The organism is Martinezella miluonensis (genome assembly GCF_900094545.1).
GTDB lineage: Bacteria > Pseudomonadota > Alphaproteobacteria > Rhizobiales > Rhizobiaceae > Rhizobium > Rhizobium miluonense.
In genome coordinates this window covers 35,433-51,427 of sequence record NZ_FMAH01000007.1, presented here as the reverse complement: position 1 = coordinate 51,427, position 15,995 = coordinate 35,433, and the positions used below count along the sequence as shown (strand labels likewise).

Annotated in this window: 14 protein-coding genes; 9 read left to right on the top strand and 5 right to left on the bottom strand. The window is 58.8% G+C overall.

What is annotated here, in order from left to right:
• Positions 1 to 62 precede the first annotated feature (62 nt).
• Positions 63 to 557 carry an invasion associated locus B family protein gene (locus tag GA0061102_RS09105; protein WP_159432150.1) on the top strand — a complete coding sequence of 165 codons (495 nt, stop codon included), beginning with the start codon at positions 63 to 65 and terminating at the stop codon, positions 555 to 557.
• 100 nt (positions 558 to 657) lie between these two features.
• On the opposite strand, the gene GA0061102_RS09100 is transcribed toward GA0061102_RS09105, so the two are convergent.
• The 3 genes from GA0061102_RS09100 to GA0061102_RS09090 all read right to left on the bottom strand — a co-directional run bounded on the left by GA0061102_RS09100 (position 658) and on the right by GA0061102_RS09090 (position 4,002).
• Positions 658 to 1,752, bottom strand: a complete 1,095-nt coding sequence (locus GA0061102_RS09100) for an amino acid ABC transporter permease (protein WP_092846105.1) — start codon at positions 1,750 to 1,752, stop codon at positions 658 to 660.
• A 2-nt stretch (positions 1,753 to 1,754) separates the two neighbouring features.
• A complete protein-coding gene (locus GA0061102_RS09095) occupies positions 1,755 to 2,903 on the bottom strand; it encodes an amino acid ABC transporter permease (protein WP_092846103.1) in 1,149 nt (382 codons plus the stop codon).
• A gap of 70 nt (positions 2,904 to 2,973) precedes the next feature.
• Positions 2,974 to 4,002 (bottom strand): amino acid ABC transporter substrate-binding protein, encoded by a 1,029-nt coding sequence (locus GA0061102_RS09090; protein ID WP_092846101.1) that lies wholly within the window; start codon positions 4,000 to 4,002, stop codon positions 2,974 to 2,976.
• A 421-nt stretch (positions 4,003 to 4,423) separates the two neighbouring features.
• Between GA0061102_RS09090 and GA0061102_RS09085 the strand changes: the two genes are divergently transcribed.
• Together GA0061102_RS09085 and GA0061102_RS09080 are read left to right on the top strand one after the other, a co-directional pair.
• The gene (locus GA0061102_RS09085; RefSeq protein ID WP_092846099.1) at positions 4,424 to 5,176 is read left to right on the top strand and encodes a GGDEF domain-containing protein; all 753 of its coding nucleotides are present in this window, start codon (positions 4,424 to 4,426) and stop codon (positions 5,174 to 5,176) included.
• Positions 5,177 to 5,380: 204 nt separating this feature from the next.
• Positions 5,381 to 5,686 (top strand): hypothetical protein, encoded by a 306-nt coding sequence (locus GA0061102_RS09080; RefSeq protein WP_092846097.1) that lies wholly within the window; start codon positions 5,381 to 5,383, stop codon positions 5,684 to 5,686.
• Between the two features lie 184 nt (positions 5,687 to 5,870).
• Here GA0061102_RS09080 and GA0061102_RS09075 read toward each other — a convergent pair whose 3' ends face one another.
• Positions 5,871 to 8,258, bottom strand: coding sequence for a transketolase-like TK C-terminal-containing protein (locus tag GA0061102_RS09075; protein ID WP_092846095.1), 2,388 nt, complete (start codon positions 8,256 to 8,258; stop codon positions 5,871 to 5,873).
• Between the two features lie 150 nt (positions 8,259 to 8,408).
• On the opposite strand from GA0061102_RS09075, the gene GA0061102_RS09070 reads away from it, so the two are divergent.
• On the top strand, positions 8,409 to 8,903 hold the full coding sequence (locus GA0061102_RS09070; RefSeq protein WP_092846093.1) for an Lrp/AsnC family transcriptional regulator: 495 nt from the start codon (positions 8,409 to 8,411) through the stop codon (positions 8,901 to 8,903).
• Between the two features lie 116 nt (positions 8,904 to 9,019).
• Here GA0061102_RS09070 and GA0061102_RS09065 read toward each other — a convergent pair whose 3' ends face one another.
• Positions 9,020 to 9,460 (bottom strand): Lrp/AsnC family transcriptional regulator, encoded by a 441-nt coding sequence (locus GA0061102_RS09065; RefSeq protein ID WP_092846091.1) that lies wholly within the window; start codon positions 9,458 to 9,460, stop codon positions 9,020 to 9,022.
• A gap of 160 nt (positions 9,461 to 9,620) precedes the next feature.
• Here GA0061102_RS09065 and GA0061102_RS09060 point away from each other — a divergent pair, with 160 nt between their 5' ends.
• From GA0061102_RS09060 to GA0061102_RS09040, 5 genes are all read left to right on the top strand, one after another.
• Entirely contained in the window at positions 9,621 to 12,668 is a 3,048-nt protein-coding gene (locus tag GA0061102_RS09060) for an aminotransferase class III-fold pyridoxal phosphate-dependent enzyme (protein WP_092846089.1), read from the top strand.
• A 361-nt stretch (positions 12,669 to 13,029) separates the two neighbouring features.
• The gene (locus GA0061102_RS09055) at positions 13,030 to 13,818 is read left to right on the top strand and encodes an ABC transporter substrate-binding protein (RefSeq protein WP_092846087.1); all 789 of its coding nucleotides are present in this window, start codon (positions 13,030 to 13,032) and stop codon (positions 13,816 to 13,818) included.
• Between the two features lie 65 nt (positions 13,819 to 13,883).
• Positions 13,884 to 14,531: an amino acid ABC transporter permease gene (locus GA0061102_RS09050; RefSeq protein WP_092846085.1), complete on the top strand. Its 648-nt coding sequence runs from the start codon at positions 13,884 to 13,886 to the stop codon at positions 14,529 to 14,531.
• 10 nt (positions 14,532 to 14,541) lie between these two features.
• Complete coding sequence (locus GA0061102_RS09045; protein ID WP_092846083.1) at positions 14,542 to 15,201, top strand: amino acid ABC transporter permease; 660 nt, start codon at positions 14,542 to 14,544, stop codon at positions 15,199 to 15,201.
• The gene (locus GA0061102_RS09040; protein ID WP_092846081.1) at positions 15,198 to 15,965 is read left to right on the top strand and encodes an amino acid ABC transporter ATP-binding protein; all 768 of its coding nucleotides are present in this window, start codon (positions 15,198 to 15,200) and stop codon (positions 15,963 to 15,965) included. The genes GA0061102_RS09045 and GA0061102_RS09040 overlap by 4 nt, the downstream gene beginning before the upstream one ends.
• The last annotated feature ends 30 nt before the right edge of the window (positions 15,966 to 15,995 follow it).

The following is a 15,995-nucleotide window of genomic DNA, read 5'->3' as shown; positions in this document are numbered from 1 at the left end:
CCGCGATCTATCCACTGCCTGTCCTGCATCGCCAAAGCGTCAGGCTCAACGAAAGAATGACCATGACCGATCAAGCCACCACTGACAGAACGACCCGCCTGCCGGGTGGAGCCGATGCATTGCGCGAGGTTCATGGTGACTGGCTCGTCCTTGGTGCGGTCCAGGCCAACGAGACGTCGACGCAGAAATCCTGCGTGATCGTCCAGGAGCAGATCCACAACGACACACGCCAACGGCTGCTGTTGATCGAACTGCGTCCCGATGCGGGGCGGGTGACGGGCACCTTGGTGCTGCCATTCGGGCTCCTGTTCCAGAAGGGCGTTGTCCTGCAGGTGGACGAGGGCAGCCGGGCTCCCGCCATCCCCTTCCGCACGGCATTGCCGGCCGGCTGCTTCGTCGATCTTGATATCGATGCACTGCGCCTTTCATTGTTGAAATCAGGCAAGACGCTGCAGATCCATGCGATCGCTGCCGACACCGGACAGATCGTCACTTTCCCGGTTTCCCTCAACGGTTTTGCAAGCGCCCTTGCACGGGCCGAAGCGATTGTCCGGTAACTGGATACGTCTGCAAGGAGCGGCCTATAATTGCCGGCGAAGCATGACAAAGTGCGCTGCGAGGCGCAGCTCGTCGGCAACTTGAGCCAAGCGGTCTTCGCTAGTCGTGTGTTGTCTTGAAATAGCGCTCCAGAAACCGGCTATAGCTGCCCATCAGCGCACTGAAGGTGAAATAGAAGGCGGCCGCGAAGAGATAGCTTTCGAGCACCGCAATGCCCTGCCATGCGGGATCACGCATGGCCGACCGCACGGTATCGAGGAAGTCGAGAAGGCCGACGATGGTCACAAGCGTCGTGTCCTGAAAGAAGCCGATGAACAGGCCGACCAGCGGAGGGATGACTTTCTTCATGGCTTGTGGAAGCACGATCTTGAACATCACCAGCCAGTAATGCAGGCCAAGCGCCGACCCCGCTTCGATCTGACCCCTCGGTATATCCTGCAGGCCGCCGCGCACGATTTCGGCGATATAGGCGGCGGCGAAGATAATGATGGCAACTTGCGCCCGAACCAGTTTGTCGATGGTGACGCCTTCAGGCATGAAGAGCGGCAGCATCACCGTGGCCATGAACAGGATGCTGATCAGCGGAACGCCACGTACGATCTCGATGAAGCTGACCGCGAGGATGCGGATGATCGGGAGTTCGGATACGCGGGAAAGAGCCAGGAAGATTCCGAGAGGCAGCGCGCAGGCAAGTCCGACGAACGAGAGCAGGAACGAGAGCGGAAGGCCACCCCATTGGCTTGTTGGCACCGGCACCAGCCCGAAAACGCCGCCAGCCATGAGGATATATAGCGCTGGTATCAGCGCCAGGCACCAAGCGCCAAACAATGCTCGCCCCCATAGCCATGGTAGCATCGACACCAGCGCGCCGCCGAGGAACAAGGACAATGCCAAAAGCGGCCGCCACTGTTCTTCGAAGGGGTAGAAGCCGAAAAGCATGTAGCGTAGTTTCGCCGCAAGAAACGGCCAGCACGCGCCCGAACCGCTTTTACAATCGGCCGGTGTTCCCGCGAATGTGGCCTTTACAAGTAGCCAATCGACCGCCAGTTTTGCCAGCACGAGTAGGGCGCCGACGCAGACAAGCGTGATCAAGGTGTTGCCGGGTGTTCCGAACCATGTCCGCATCCAGTTGGCCTGGCTTTTGGGCGGCCGTTGCGGTGCAATCGCGGTCAAAGGGAGATCAACATCAGTCATTGTCAGCGATCCTTCAACGCGATGCGGGTATTGTACCAGTTCATGAAGAGCGAAATGGTGATGGAAAGGCCGAGATAGACCGCCATGAACAGCGCTATGGTTTCCATGGCCTGCCCCGTTTGGTTCATGATTGTGTTCGACACCATGACGAGATCGGGGTAGCCGATAGCGATCGCAAGCGAGCTGTTCTTGAAGACCGTCAGATAAATGTTCGTCAGCGGTGGGATCATGATGCGTAGCGCCTGGGGCAGGATGATCAAGCGCAGCGCGTGGCCGCGTGAGAGACCCAGCGCCATGGAGGCTTCCCATTGCCCCCTGCTGATGGCTTGAATGCCGGCACGCACGATCTCGGCTACGTTTGCCGACACGTTCAGCGCAAGACCGAAAAGAAGTGCTACGAATTCCGGCCGGATCTGAAGGCCGCCGCTCAAGCGGAAACGACCTTGCTGTGGGATATCCCAGCTCAGGCTGATGCCATATAGAAGCCAGACCAGAAAAAGCGGGGCAATAGCGGCTGCAAGTGCAATTATCCCGCCATAATTCGATCGACCGCGAGCAAGACGCCGACGCAACGCAATGCGATAAACGATGAAAGCTATCATCAAGCCGATGGCTATTGCGGCCAATGGAGCGGCAGAACCGCCGACGAAAGACATGCCGGGAATGGCAAGCCCGCTGTTGGAAAGATATATGTGCGGCGCAATTTCCAACGCTGCGCGTACGGGCGGCAGAACGTTGATGACCAGGGCATACCAGAATAGAAGATACAGCAGCAAAGGGACGTTGCGCAGGACCTCGATATAGACGAGCATCAGCCGCTGCAGCAAAGGGTTGCGCGACATTCGGCCGATGCCGACCAGCAGCCCGAGCAGGGTACCGAGGATTGCCGATAACAGCGATACTTTCACCGTATTCGCAATCCCGACCAGCAGTGCGCGCGCAACGGTATCGGTTGGCTCATAAGCGATCGCCGCTTCGCTGATCACGAAGCCTGCTTGTCTCGAGAGATAACCGAAACCCGTCGCGATATCCTGTTTTGCCAGATTGTGACCGGCTGTCGTAAACATCGACCAGGCGAGTGCGGCAACAAGCACGACGACCAGGCACTGATAGAATAGCGCGCGATACCGCACGTCATGAAACAAAGCCATGCGCTTTTCCGGTCAAATTTGAGAGCAGAGGATGTCCCGTGTTCGAAATACGAGCACGGGACGGGCTTCCTTAACGGAAGGGCGGGGCATAGAGCAGACCCCCGGCATTCCACGGCACATTCGGACCACGCGTCAGGCCGAGCCGGGTTTTTTCGCCAAGATTACGATTGAAGATTTCACCGTAATTGCCGACCGACTTGATGATGTTGTAGCCCCACTTCTTGTCCAGCTTGAGCATCGGCCCGAGTTCGTCCGTTGCCCCGAGCATACGCTGGATTTCCTGGTCGCTGGTTTTCAACTTTTCGTCGACGTTGGCCTGAGTGATGCCCTTTTCCTCAGCCGCCATCACCATCCATTCAGACCAGGATACGATGTCTCGCCAGTTTGAATCGTTCTGCCGAACCGCCGGAGCGAGCGGCTCCTTCGAAATCGTTTCGGGAAGAATGACGTAATCGTCCGGATTGTTGGCAACCGCACGGATCGAGGCCAGGTCAGAGCGGTCGGAGGAAATGGCTTCGCAACGGCCGCCGAAGAAGGCCGCGCGATTTTCGTCGGGGCTCTCGAAGACGACCATTTCGAACTTGGCGCCCTGGGCCGCGAAGAAATCGCTGAGGTTCTGAGCGGTGGTCGTTCCCGGCAGGGTGCAGATGGCCGCGTCCTTCAGTTCCCTGGCGCTGTTGATCCCCAGCGACTTCGGAACCATCAGGCCCTGACCGTCAAAGAAGACATAAGGACCGAAATCGAGACCGAGCGAGGCGTCACGAGAATAAGTCAGCGTCGTCTGACGGGACAGGATGTCGATCTCGCCGGATTGCAGGGCCTGGAAACGAGTGTTGATGTTGGTGGGAACGAAATCGACTTTTTCACCATCGCCAAACACTGCAGCGGCAACGGCGCGGCAGATATCGGCATCAAACCCTTCCATCCGCCCCTTGTCGTTCGGCGCTGCAAAGCCCGGATTGGCCAGCGATACGCCGCATACCAGTTTGCCGCGCTGTCTGACCGTGTCGAGCGTATCTGCCCGGGAAACAGTCGGCGCCAGCGCGCCAAGGGTGGTGAGCGCACATGCGACACCCGCCCATAAGATCCCACGTTTCATAAGATTCCTCCCATTTTTTAAGTTTGTGCAATTCCACGCTCCTCCGCATGGCTCCAGTTTGCACACAATGATTGTCTACAATGAAAGTGAATCCATAACAACATCACGTTTGAGGTTCGGTCCAATATTCTCGGCGAGATTGGATTTATAAGGCAATTCTGTGCCGTACGCGCTGGATGCGGTAACCAAAGGGCGTGAAAAAGAAGTGCAATCGTGTTTTATTGTGTACAATAATGCAGCCAGAGATCGCTTTCCGCTAGACGCTCCGTCGCGCATACCCGCCTGATGTCGATAACAAGCCCGCCCAGCCGGGGAGCGCATGGCTCCGATACGGATAAATGGGTTTTTACGTATTCGTGTAGAGGATCTTAAGGAAATCATCGCTAATGGACCCCGGTGCCAACGATCCGCCGGTCTTGCTATGCGTATTGTCCTCTTCAAGGCCGTTTTGACCGGCCTCCTGTCTCTTATGGCCTCCTTGGCAATCTGCTTTAGTGTCGTTCCGCTTCTCGGCGGCCAGGTCGATGGCGCCGGCTTGGCGATGGCTATTCTTTGTCCGCTGGCAATCGCCATCCCGGCTTCGGCCGTTCATTTTCGTCATTCGGAGAAGCTGCAGCGGGCCGAGTCTATCGCTTCGAGCGCAGTCATGGAGCTTGCCAGGGCTTATGAAGAGCTGCGGCTGCAATCACGGCCGGATGGGCTGACAAACGTTCTCAACCGCCAGACTTTTCAAAGAGAGCTGACCGGCGCCAGTAAAATGGGCATGTCCGGAGGGCTGCTGTTTCTCGACCTCGATCATTTCAAGTCGATCAACGACCGATATGGACATGCTACCGGTGATGAAGTCTTGCGGAAAGCCGGGCAGGTGTTGAACGCCCATTGCGGTCGCAGCGACATAGCTGGCCGATTGGGAGGCGAGGAGTTCGTGCTCTTCTTCGGGGATATGGCTGCCGAAGACATGTTTAAACGCTGCGAGGAGATCAGGCTCGCCATCGCGCGTTTGGACGTCCGCGCTCCTTCGGGCGCGATCGTGCGTGTTTCCGCAAGCATCGGCGCGGTCTATTGCGTAGCAGGCTTCGACGCCGAAAGCTGCCTTGGCGCGGCGGACAGAAATCTCTACGCGGCGAAAGCAAGCGGCAGAAATACAGTCGCGTTCGCCGGTTCCGATCTATGACGGGTACGCCGCGGCGAAGGGCTTTCGGACTTCTCGCCATACGACAATGGTCATGCTCTTGTCGATGAGGCGGTTCGATCGCGGATGCCCTGAAAAGGCGGTCGTCAAGGACAATCCATGATTGTCGTTGTGTGATTGGTTGCATTTCCGGTTATGCCTGGAATACAATCTCTGGCAGTTGCGCGCCGGGGATTCTAGCGAGGCATGATGAGTGGCATTCTGAAGCTAGTCGCGACTGGCGCCTTTATGATGATAGTTGCCAGCGGTGCGCTGAACAGATGGCCGCTCGATGCCGAGCGCCAGGCCGACGGTTTGCAGAAGCAAATGACCGATTGCGATCAAAACATTGATGCATTGATGCGATATCACAATGGCGAAGCGGAAGTGACCAAAGGGGATCGCAATGTGGTCGAAGGCAAGGTGAAGGCCTGTCTGTCCGAGCTCAAGAACTACTTTTATGTGACCGTTGCGAGAACGAAGCTTAAGGCAAAGAGAGTTTCAAGCTTCTGATCGCGCGTCGGCGTCGTATAGGGATGCGATCCGCGATGGTCGGCTGATTGAACGTCGTGACGTGCAAGAGCCTGGCGATCTGCCGAGGGGATCGGTCAGGTGCCGAACCTATCGCCAGATCCTGCCTTTTGATCGGTCCCCCCGTTTCTTCTGGAGCGCTTCGCTCTCACGGTCTTGCACGGCGTTAGGCCGCGCTCACCCCTAACGGTATGGCGGTTTCGCTGCGTGTCAGAGCTTCGGCCGTTTCGACGATGGCGTGAGTGTCGATACCGAAATGGGCATAGAGATCGGCGATCGTTCCGGTCTGCCCGAAGTGCTCGACGCCGAGCGACACGGTTCTATGACCATGCACCGAGCCGAGCCAGCCAAGCGTTGCCGGATGGCCATCCGTAACGGTGATCAGGCTGGCGGCACGGGAAACGCTGCCGAGCAGCGCTTCGATATGGCTATGAGCACCAAAATGGCCGTGGCGACGCGCTCGCTGCGCAGCCGTCCAGCCGGCATTCAGCCGATCGGTCGACGTGACTGCCAGTACCGCCACATCGCCGTATGCTTCTGCCATGCTTCCCGCCGCCATTAGCACTTCCGGCGCGATGCAGCCTTGATAGGCAAGGACGATGCGAGTGCGGGCGGAAGGCTTGCGCAACCAATAGGCTCCGTCGATCACACCCTGCCGGAAGGCGGCGTCCTCGCGGCGCAGCGCTATCTGCTCCAGCGGCCTCGTCGTCAGGCGCAGATAGATGGAGCCGCCGGTTTCGTCCCGAAGCCAGGTGCGGGGGTCGTGCGTCGCATCGCCATCGCGCTGCATGTAGTCGAACGCCCAATCCATAATGACGGACAGCTCGTCGAGATAGGCTGGTTCGAAGCTTGCCAATCCGTCCTGGCTCATGCCGATGAGCTGCGACCCGATCGACTGGTGTGCACCGCCTTCGGGCGCCAGCGTCACGCCGGAAGGTGTGCCGACGATCATGAAGCGTGCGTCCTGATAGCAGGCATAGTTCAGCGCATCTAGACCGCGTGCCACGAAGGGGTCGTAGACGGTGCCGATCGGCAGCAGCTGTTCGCCAAACAGCGAATGCGAGAGGCCTGCGGCCCCGAGCAGCAAGAAGAGGTTCATCTCGGCAATGCCGAGCTCGATATGCTGGCCGGCCGGTCCGAATTCCCATTTCTGCGTCGACGGCACGCGCTCGTCGCGGAACGTATCGGCCAGCTGTTCACGGGCGAAGAGGCCGCGACGATTGACCCAGGGGCCGAGATTGGTCGAGACGGTGACGTCGGGCGCCGTGGTGACGATACGTGCGGAAAGCGCGTCGTTGCGCTGCGCAAGTGCGTCAAGAATCTTGCCGAAGCCGGCCTGCGTCGACAATTCGCGATCGTCGAGGAAGATCGGCCCGGCAGAGGGCAGCTTGGGCGCGCTGAAGCGCCGCTTGCCGTCGGAGAAGAAGGGGACGGTCTTGAGGAAGTTGCGCACCGGCTCGGGCGAGCGGATCGCGCCGAATTTTTCCCATTCTTCCCCAGGCTTGACCCCGATGCGGGTCTGGAAGGCTTCCATCTGCGCCTTGGTCATCAAGCCGGCATGGTTGTCCTTGTGGCCGGCAAGCGGCGTGCCCCAGCCCTTGATCGTATAGGCCAGGAACACCGTCGGCCGGTCATGGTCGATGCTCTCGAAGGTGCGGGTTAGCGTCTCGACGCAATGGCCGCCGAGATTGTTCATAAGGTCGGAAAGCTGCTCGTCACTGCGAACTGCGAGAAGTTCGGCAACGCCCGCTTCCGTGCCGATTTCGTCACTGAGCCGCTTGCGCCAGGCGCTGCCGCCCTGGAAGGTCAGCGCGGAATAGAGCTGGTTCGGGCAGCGGTCGATCCAGCCACGCAGCGCCTCGCCGCCGGGTTCCTTGAAGGCAGCCTGCTGAAGCGCGCCATATTTCAGCACCTTCACATCCCAGCCGAAGGCGGTGAAAATGCCTTCGATGCGCTGCCACAATCCCTCGCGCACCACACCATCCAGGCTCTGGCGGTTATAATCGATCACCCACCATGTATTGCGCAGATCGTGTTTCCAGCCTTCCTGCAGGCATTCGTAGATGTTTCCCTCGTCCAATTCGGCATCGCCGACCAGAGCGATCATCCGGCCCGCCGGGCGCCCCTTCGACCACGACTTGGCGGCGATATAATCCTGCACGATCGAGGCAAAAGCGGTGATTGCGACACCGAGGCCGACGGAGCCGGTGGAGAAGTCGACGTCGTCGATGTCCTTCGTGCGGCTCGGATAGGATTGCGCGCCGCCGAAGCCGCGGAAATTCTGCAGCTTCTCCTGCGTCTGGTTGCCCATCAGATACTGGATGCCGTGGAAAACGGGCGAGGCGTGCGGCTTGACGGCGACGCGATCCTCCGGCCGCAATACGTGGAAGTAGAGGGCCGTCATGATCGAGATGAGCGATGCCGAAGAAGCCTGATGTCCCCCGACCTTCACCTCTCCTTTTTCGCGCAGATGATTGGCATTGTGGATCATCCAGCATGCGTGCCACAGAGCCTGCCGCTCCAAATCCTTCAGGCATTCCAGCTTTGCTGGCATCAAGGACGCTCCACCCATCGTCGACTCTCTCCCACATCTCAGACCTTTTGAAATGCTACACCCGAATTCGAGGTTAAATTGGTCTCAGTTGACCGGATTTAGAGAAAATGCAAAATCCTCTTTCGAAAAATCATCAATTCTCGGTCAAATATGCCTACGCCAAAACCTTCCCTCGATACGGCCACTATTCGAATCCTCGATCTGTTGCAGCAGAATGCCGAAATGAGCATTTCCGAACTGGCGGAAGCGACAGGCCTTTCGGCCTCGCCCTGCTGGCGACGTGTCAACGATCTGAAGGAGAGCGGCGTCATCAAAGGGTCGGTGGCGCTGGTCGATGCGCAATCCCTGGGGCTGGCGGTCAACGTCTTCGTGCAGGTATCGCTAAAGCAGCAGGACCGGGAATCGCTCGACGTGTTCAACGCCGCCATCAAGACCAAACCGGAAATCGTCGAATGCTACCTGATGACGGGGGAAGCAGACTACATGCTGCGGGTGGTGGTCGAGGACCTCATGAAGTTTCAGGCGCTCGTGGTCGATTTCCTCACCCGCATTCCGGGTGTTGCCAATATCCGCTCCAGCTTCGCGCTCAGCCAGATCAAATATACGACGGCGCTGCCCACCGACCATCTTAAAGCAAAGCCATAGTGCTGAGCTCGCTCGGCATGGCGCATCCAGCTCGCCGGAGATCACATGCGGCGTGTTGAAGCCATCGGGAACTGCGCCGGTCTTGCTCTGGCAAACAGCAGCTGAGAATATTCGGACTATCGTGGCTCGCGGTCGATGTCGCGTCGCAGCACCACGGCAGTCGTGATGTCCTCCACCGTCTCATGGCTGGCGATCAGGTCGCGAACCTGGTTGAGGTCGTTGATGGATGCTGCCTCCAGTTCGACAACGAGGTCGAGCTGACCGCTCACGGATGACACGCGGCGTACCTCGGTATGACGCGCAAGCAGGTCGAGTAGGCCGAGCGCCGGCGTGCGCTTGAGGCTGACGAGTAGGATCGCCCGGATGACATTGGCGTCGATCTCGCCGATGTCGGCGCGATAGCCCCGGATCACACCGCTGCGCTCGAGATTGGTGACCCGTTCGCTTGTCGCACTCCTCGACAGGCCGATCCTGCCGGCCAGTGCCTTCACCGCGATGCGTGCTTCCTTTGACAGGATTTCGAGTATTTCGCGATCTTTGGCGTCAAGGTCACGCATGGTCTTCTCACTTTGAGGCCGAACGTCTGCCGGTCCATTCCGACAGAGTGCCGGTTCGATCCGACAGGATACTTGCTCGATCCGGCAGGAAACTTGATGCCTGAAAACCGATTGCGTGCCAAGCTGTCGGAAAGAAAAATAGCTTGGAAAAACAACAACTATGACAGATCTCTCCCATCCGGCTCCTCAACTGTCCGCAGGCGATGCCGAGAAGCTCGCCAAGGAAATATTTGGCGTCACGGCCAAGGCCTCCCCGCTCGATAGCGAGCGGGACCGCAACTACCGACTGAAGATGGAAACCGATGCCGGCTGGATCCTGAAGATCGTCAATTCCAGCGAGCCGAAGATCGAAAGCGAATTCCAAACCGCTCTTCTGCATCACCTTGCCCGCGCCAATTCGGAACTTGTGGTTCCGCATCTGAAGCCGAGCCTCTCGGGCGATTTTCTGGCGTCCACGGTCGCTGCCAATGGAGAGACGCATGCCTTGCGGCTTGTCGGCTGGCTGGCGGGCACGCCGCTTGCGGAGGTCGGCAGAACGCTCGATCTGATGCGCAGCCTCGGCCGAGCGCTCGGCGAACTCGATCGGGCGCTGCAAGGCTTCATTCATCCCGGTGCGCTGCGCGAGCTGGATTGGGATCTGCGTCATGCGGTGCGGGCGCGTTCACGGCTGCATTTCGTCCGCGACGCGGAGAAGCGGGTGATCCTCGAGCGCTTCATTGAGCGCTTCGAAACTCTCGTTGAACCCAAGCTCTCGGGGCTGCGGGCGCAGGTCATTCACAATGACGCCAACGACTGGAATGTTCTGGTTGATGAGCAGGACAATCAAAGAATTTCCGGTCTCATCGATTTCGGCGATGCCGTCCACACCGTCCTGATCGCCGAAGTCGCCATCGCCTGCGCCTATTCGATCCTGGATATGGAGGATCCGATCGGCGCGGCGGCGGCCCTGGCCTCCGGCTTCCACGAAAAATATCCTCTGCAGACTGAAGAGATCGACATTCTGTTCGACCTCATCGCCATGCGCCTGGTGACGAGCGTCACCTTCTCCGCTTCCCGCCACGATCAGACGGATGACAATCCATATCTTGCGATCAGCGAGGCGCCGGCTTGGCGTCTGCTCGAAAAGATGGATGCCATGAACCCGCGATTTGCTACGGCCATTCTGCGCAAGGCGTGCGGCTTCGATGCAGTTGATGGTGCCGGCGCGGTCCGCCGCTGGATTTCCGACAACCGCAAGAGCTTTGCCGATGTCGTCCGTCCTGCGGCCGCCACGATGAGCAAGGCGATCGTCCCTTACGGCGACGCGTCGCATGTCATGACCGTTGCCTCGGCCGAACAGCGTCCGCAGGAGGCGACCAAATGGTGGACGGATTTCTCCGAACAACACAAGATCGAACTCGGCGTGGGCTCGTGGGGCGAGAAAAGAACCGTCTACACCGATAAGGCCTTTGAATCACGTTTCATCGAGGGCCGGCGGCGCATCCATCATCTCGGCGTCGATCTCTTCATGGCCGCCGGAACGCCGCTCTACACGCCGCTGGCCGGGATCGTGAAAAGTGTCGAGATCGAACATGAGCCGCTCGGCTATGGCGGGCTTATCGCACTGGAGCATGCCCCCGAAGGCTGCCCTCCTTTCGTGACCCTCTGGGGCCATATGGCGCACGAGGCTCTCACCCGGCTGAAGCCCGGCCAGCGCCTGGAAGCCCGCGCGCTCGTAGGTTACATGGGCGATATCCATGAAAACGGTGGCTGGACTCCTCATCTGCATTTCCAGATCTCGACCGACGTCCAGCTGACGGCGACCGACATTCTCGGCGTTGGGGAAACTGCCTATCTCGATGTCTGGGCCGAACTCTTCCCCGACGCGTCGACGCTCGCCGGTATCCCGCCCGAAACATTTGGTCAGGATGGCCGAACGAGGGAAGAGCTGGTGGCCAAGCGCAAAGAGCTGCTGCTGCCCAATCTTTCGATTTCCTATTCCGAGCCGATCAAGTTCGTTCGCGGCGAAGGCACCTGGCTGATTGACAATTACGGCAGGGCCTATCTGGATTGCTTCAACAATGTCTGCCATCTCGGACACGTGCATCCCGACGTCGTCGAAGCGCTTTCGCGCCAGGCCGGGCTGCTCAACACCAACACGCGCTATTTGCACGACAATATTGTCGAGTATGCCGATCGTCTGACCGCAACTTTGCCTGAAGGGTTGTCGGTTGCCTCTTTCGCGTGCTCGGGAAGCGAGGCGAACAGCCTGATGCTTCGTATGGCGCGCAACCACACCGGACGCAACGACGCGATCGTCGTTGATTGGGCCTATCACGGCACGACGCAGGAGCTAATCGACCTCAGTCCCTACAAGTACAAGCGCAAGGGCGGCAAAGGCCGTCCCGAGCATGTCTATGAGGCCGTTATTCCGGATAGCTATCATGCCTCGGAAGAGTGGCCCGTGGCCGAGCATGGCGAGCGCTTTGCCGAAAGTGTTGCCGAACAGATTGAAAGCATGCGCAGAAAGGGGCGGGCTCCCGCGTTCTTCCTGGCAGAATCGATCCCGAGCGTTGCCGGCCAAGTGTTCTTCCCGGATGGATATTTGAAGGAAGTCTATGCCATGGTGCGGGCGGCAGGCGGCCTCTGCCTTGCCGACGAAGTGCAGGTCGGCTTCGGTCGCGTCGGCAGTCACTGGTGGGCTTTCGAGACCCAGGGCGTGGTTCCGGACATCGTTTCCATGGGCAAGCCCATCGGCAATGGCCATCCGATGTCGGCGATCGTCACAACACGCGAGGTCGCAGACAGCTTCAACAACGGCATGGAATATTTCAACACCTTCGCCGGCAATCCGGTTTCCTGCGCCGTGGGACTGGCAGTCCTCCATGCGATCGAGCGAGACAAGTTGCGGGACAATGCCCTGAATGTCGGCAATTATCTCCTCGACGGTTTCCGCAAGATGCAGGATCGGTTCGACATCATCGGCGATGTTCGCGGTCTCGGTCTCTTCCTCGGGATCGAGCTGGTCACCGACCGCAAGACGAAGGCGCCGGCAACGGCTCTTGCCAGAAAGATCAACGATGGCGCCCGAGCGCGCGGCATCCTGATGGGAACCGAAGGACCGCACGACAACGTCCTGAAAATGCGCCCGCCCATGATCTTCAGCCGGGCAAATGCCGATCACCTGCTCGATGTTCTGAACGCGAGCTTCGAAGCAGCTCTCAGGTAGTTCCTGGAGCGCAGGCAGGCCGACTTGGAAGGCCGTATTCCCGTTCCAGCAATGGTCGGGAGTGCGGCCTTTTGCTTTTGAGCGGTTTCAGCGAGGGGTGTGGCACTTGCCGTTCCGGCCTACCCGCTTTGCTCATCGAAGCCAGCGCAATGCATCGGCCATCTCGCCCTTTTCTTCATTCGGTGGCCGATGGCATTGCGAAAGGCGCCTGGCGACATAATGCCGGCCGATTCCGGCAATGTGTCAGGTACGCTGACACCTTGCTTGGTGCTTGGCCGAAATGGCTATGCAAAACTCTGTTCGGTGAAGGTTGCTGGGAAACCGACAAAACCAAACAAAATACCAACAGAGGAAACCTGACGTGTTTAAACAAAAGCTTACGAAGCTGATAGCTGCCGCGACCGTTGCGATTGCCGCGACATTTTCCCTATCCCATGCTCACGCCGACGAGCTGACGAGCCTCAAGGACTCCGGCGAGTTGCGCGTTGCCATGAGCGGCCAATATCCGCCCTTCAGCTTCACGAACGATCAGAACCAGGTCGTCGGCTTCGACGCCTCGATCGGTGAAGCCATCGCCGAGCGTATGGGCCTCAAGACCAAAATCATCACGACGCCCTTCGATGGGATCATCGCCGGCCTCCTGGCGAAGAAGTACGATGCCGTTGTCGCGTCGATGACCATCACGCCGGAGCGCGAAAAGGCCGTCGATTTCGTCGGCCCTTATTATCATGCCGGCAGGGCGATCGTGGTGAAGGCGGATTCCTCGATCCAGAAGCTCGAAGACCTCAATGGCAAGACCGTGGGCGTGACGCTCGGAGACGCGCATGAGAAATGGGCAAGAGCCCAGGGCAATCTGACGGTGCGCTCCTACAAGGGCCTTCCCGAAATGCTCGTCGATCTCGAGGCCGGACGCATCAACGCTCTCGTGATGGATAGCGTTCCGGTCATGGTAGCCGTCAAGGAAACCGGACAGAAGATTCGCATTCTCGATACCCCGAATATCGAAGGCGGACGTGTCGCTCTCGGCATTGCGATCCGGAAGAACAATCCGGAACTCAGGGCAAAGATGCAGAAGGTTCTCGAGGACATGCTCGCTGACGGCGCTTATGAAAAGATCTCGATGAAATGGATCGGTAGCGATATTCGCTAACTGGCATTTCGGTATGGGCCGGCTAAGTCTCCGGCCCATTCACTATGACTTTTCGGAGCGTTTCTATGGATTTGGCGCTAATGCAGCGCGTCCTCCCATTTTTTCTGGAGGCCGCGTGGGTGACATTGAGTATTTCCGTCCTTGCGATTCTGCTTGGCTTCTGCATCGCAGTCGTCCTGGTGGCGGGCCGGTTGTCGGGTTTCTTCGTCGCCCGATGTCTTTCCCGAGCCTATGTCAGCGTGTTTCGGGGCACGCCTTGCCTCGTACAGCTGTTCGTCCTTTATTTCGGCGGCCCGCAAATCGGGCTCGAGCTTGAGCCATATTCGGCCGGGGTCATTGGCCTTGCCCTCAACATCGGCGCCTATATGGCCGAATCCATTCGCGGCGCCATCGTCAATGTCGACCGCGGACAGGCCGAGGCTGCGCGTTCGATCGGCTTTGGGCGCGGCCAGACCCTGTGGCTGGTGACCCTGCCGCAGGCGGCGCGTCTGATGATCAGGCCGCTTGGCGTGAATGCCGTTGCCTTGATCAAGGGATCGGCCCTGGTGTCGACCATATCGGTTATCGAGCTCACTTATACCGCTCAGCGCTTCATCAGCTCGACCTACAAGCCCTTCGAAATCTTCGCTGTATCCGCCGCGCTTTACATCGTGATGGTCTACGCGGTTCGGTTCTTCATTGACCGCCTTGATCTGCATTTCGCGCCAAGGTGAGGATGCCCATATGCAAAATCTCGATTTCAGCGTAGTCACGCCCTACTTCGGCCTCCTGACGACCGGCCTCTGGTGGACGATCGTCATGTTCCTCAGCTCGAGTGTCGTGAGCCTCGCGCTCGGCATAGCCTTCGCGCTCATTGTCCTCTATGCGCCGCCGATAGCGGCCTTTCCGATACGGTTCCTCACCTGGCTTTTCATGGGGACGCCGCTCCTGCTGCAATTGTATTTGATCTATTACGGACTCGTGCAGATCGGCATCGATATTCCGGCAGTTGGAGCAGGCATTATTGGCCTCAGCCTGCACTTCGCCGTCTACAACGCCGATGTCTTCCGCGCCGGTATCCTTTCGGTCGATCCCGGACAGATGGAAGGCGCGCGCTCGATCGGCCTCAACCGTGGCCAGGCCCAGCGTTACATCATCGTGCCGCAGGCGCTCCGCAAGACGATCGCACCGATCGGAAACAATCTGATCGTGCTGCTCAAGGATACCTCGCTCGTTTCCATCATCGGCATTGCCGAGCTCGTCTATAGCGCTCAGCTCGCCATCAGCGAGACCTATACGCCTTTCGAATTTTATCTAACCGTTGCAGGCATTTACTACATGGCAAACCTCGTCCTCGAAGCCGGACTGCAATTTCTTGAAAACAAGGTGGAGATGTCACGATGAGCGCCGCTAAGCCCATGGTCGAAGTCAAGGGTGCCCGCAAGGCCTATGGGGCGCTCGAAGTGCTCAAAGGGATCGATCTTTCCGTCTCCCGCGGGCAGATCATCGCGATTATCGGCCCGAGCGGCTCGGGCAAGAGCACGCTTTTGCGGTCGATCAATCATCTGGAAGTGCTGAACGGTGGAGAAGTCTGGCTCGATGGCGAGCTGGTCAATCGCGCGCTGAAGGGAAATGCGTTTGAACGGCACATCAATGCCGTGCGCCAGCAGATGGGCATGGTGTTTCAGCATTTCAATCTGTTTCCGCACCTGACTGTCCTTCAAAACATCACGCTCGGCCCCATCAAGCTCAAGGGTCTGACGAAGCAGGCTGCCCGCGAACTGGCGGTGGAGCTCCTGTCCAAGGTGGGGTTGGCCGACAAGGTCGATGCCTATCCGTCGCGGCTATCCGGCGGCCAGAAGCAACGTGTCGCGATTGCGCGCGCGCTGGCCATGCAGCCAAAGGTGATGCTCTTCGACGAGGCGACATCAGCACTGGATCCTGAGCTGGTCGACGAGGTTAATGCCGTCATGAAGCAGCTTGCCGCGGAGCACATGACGATGTTGATCGTCACCCACGAGATGCGGTTTGCCGGCGAAGTGGCCGATCGAATCGTCTTCATGGATGGCGGTGTCGTCGTGGAGGAGGGGGCGCCGCAGCAGATTTTGCAAAATCCGACCCATGATCGAACCCGTTCGTTCTTGAAGAAGCATCTTCACGATCGATAGGGTGGGCTCGGCCCGGTGGGCCTAGTAATG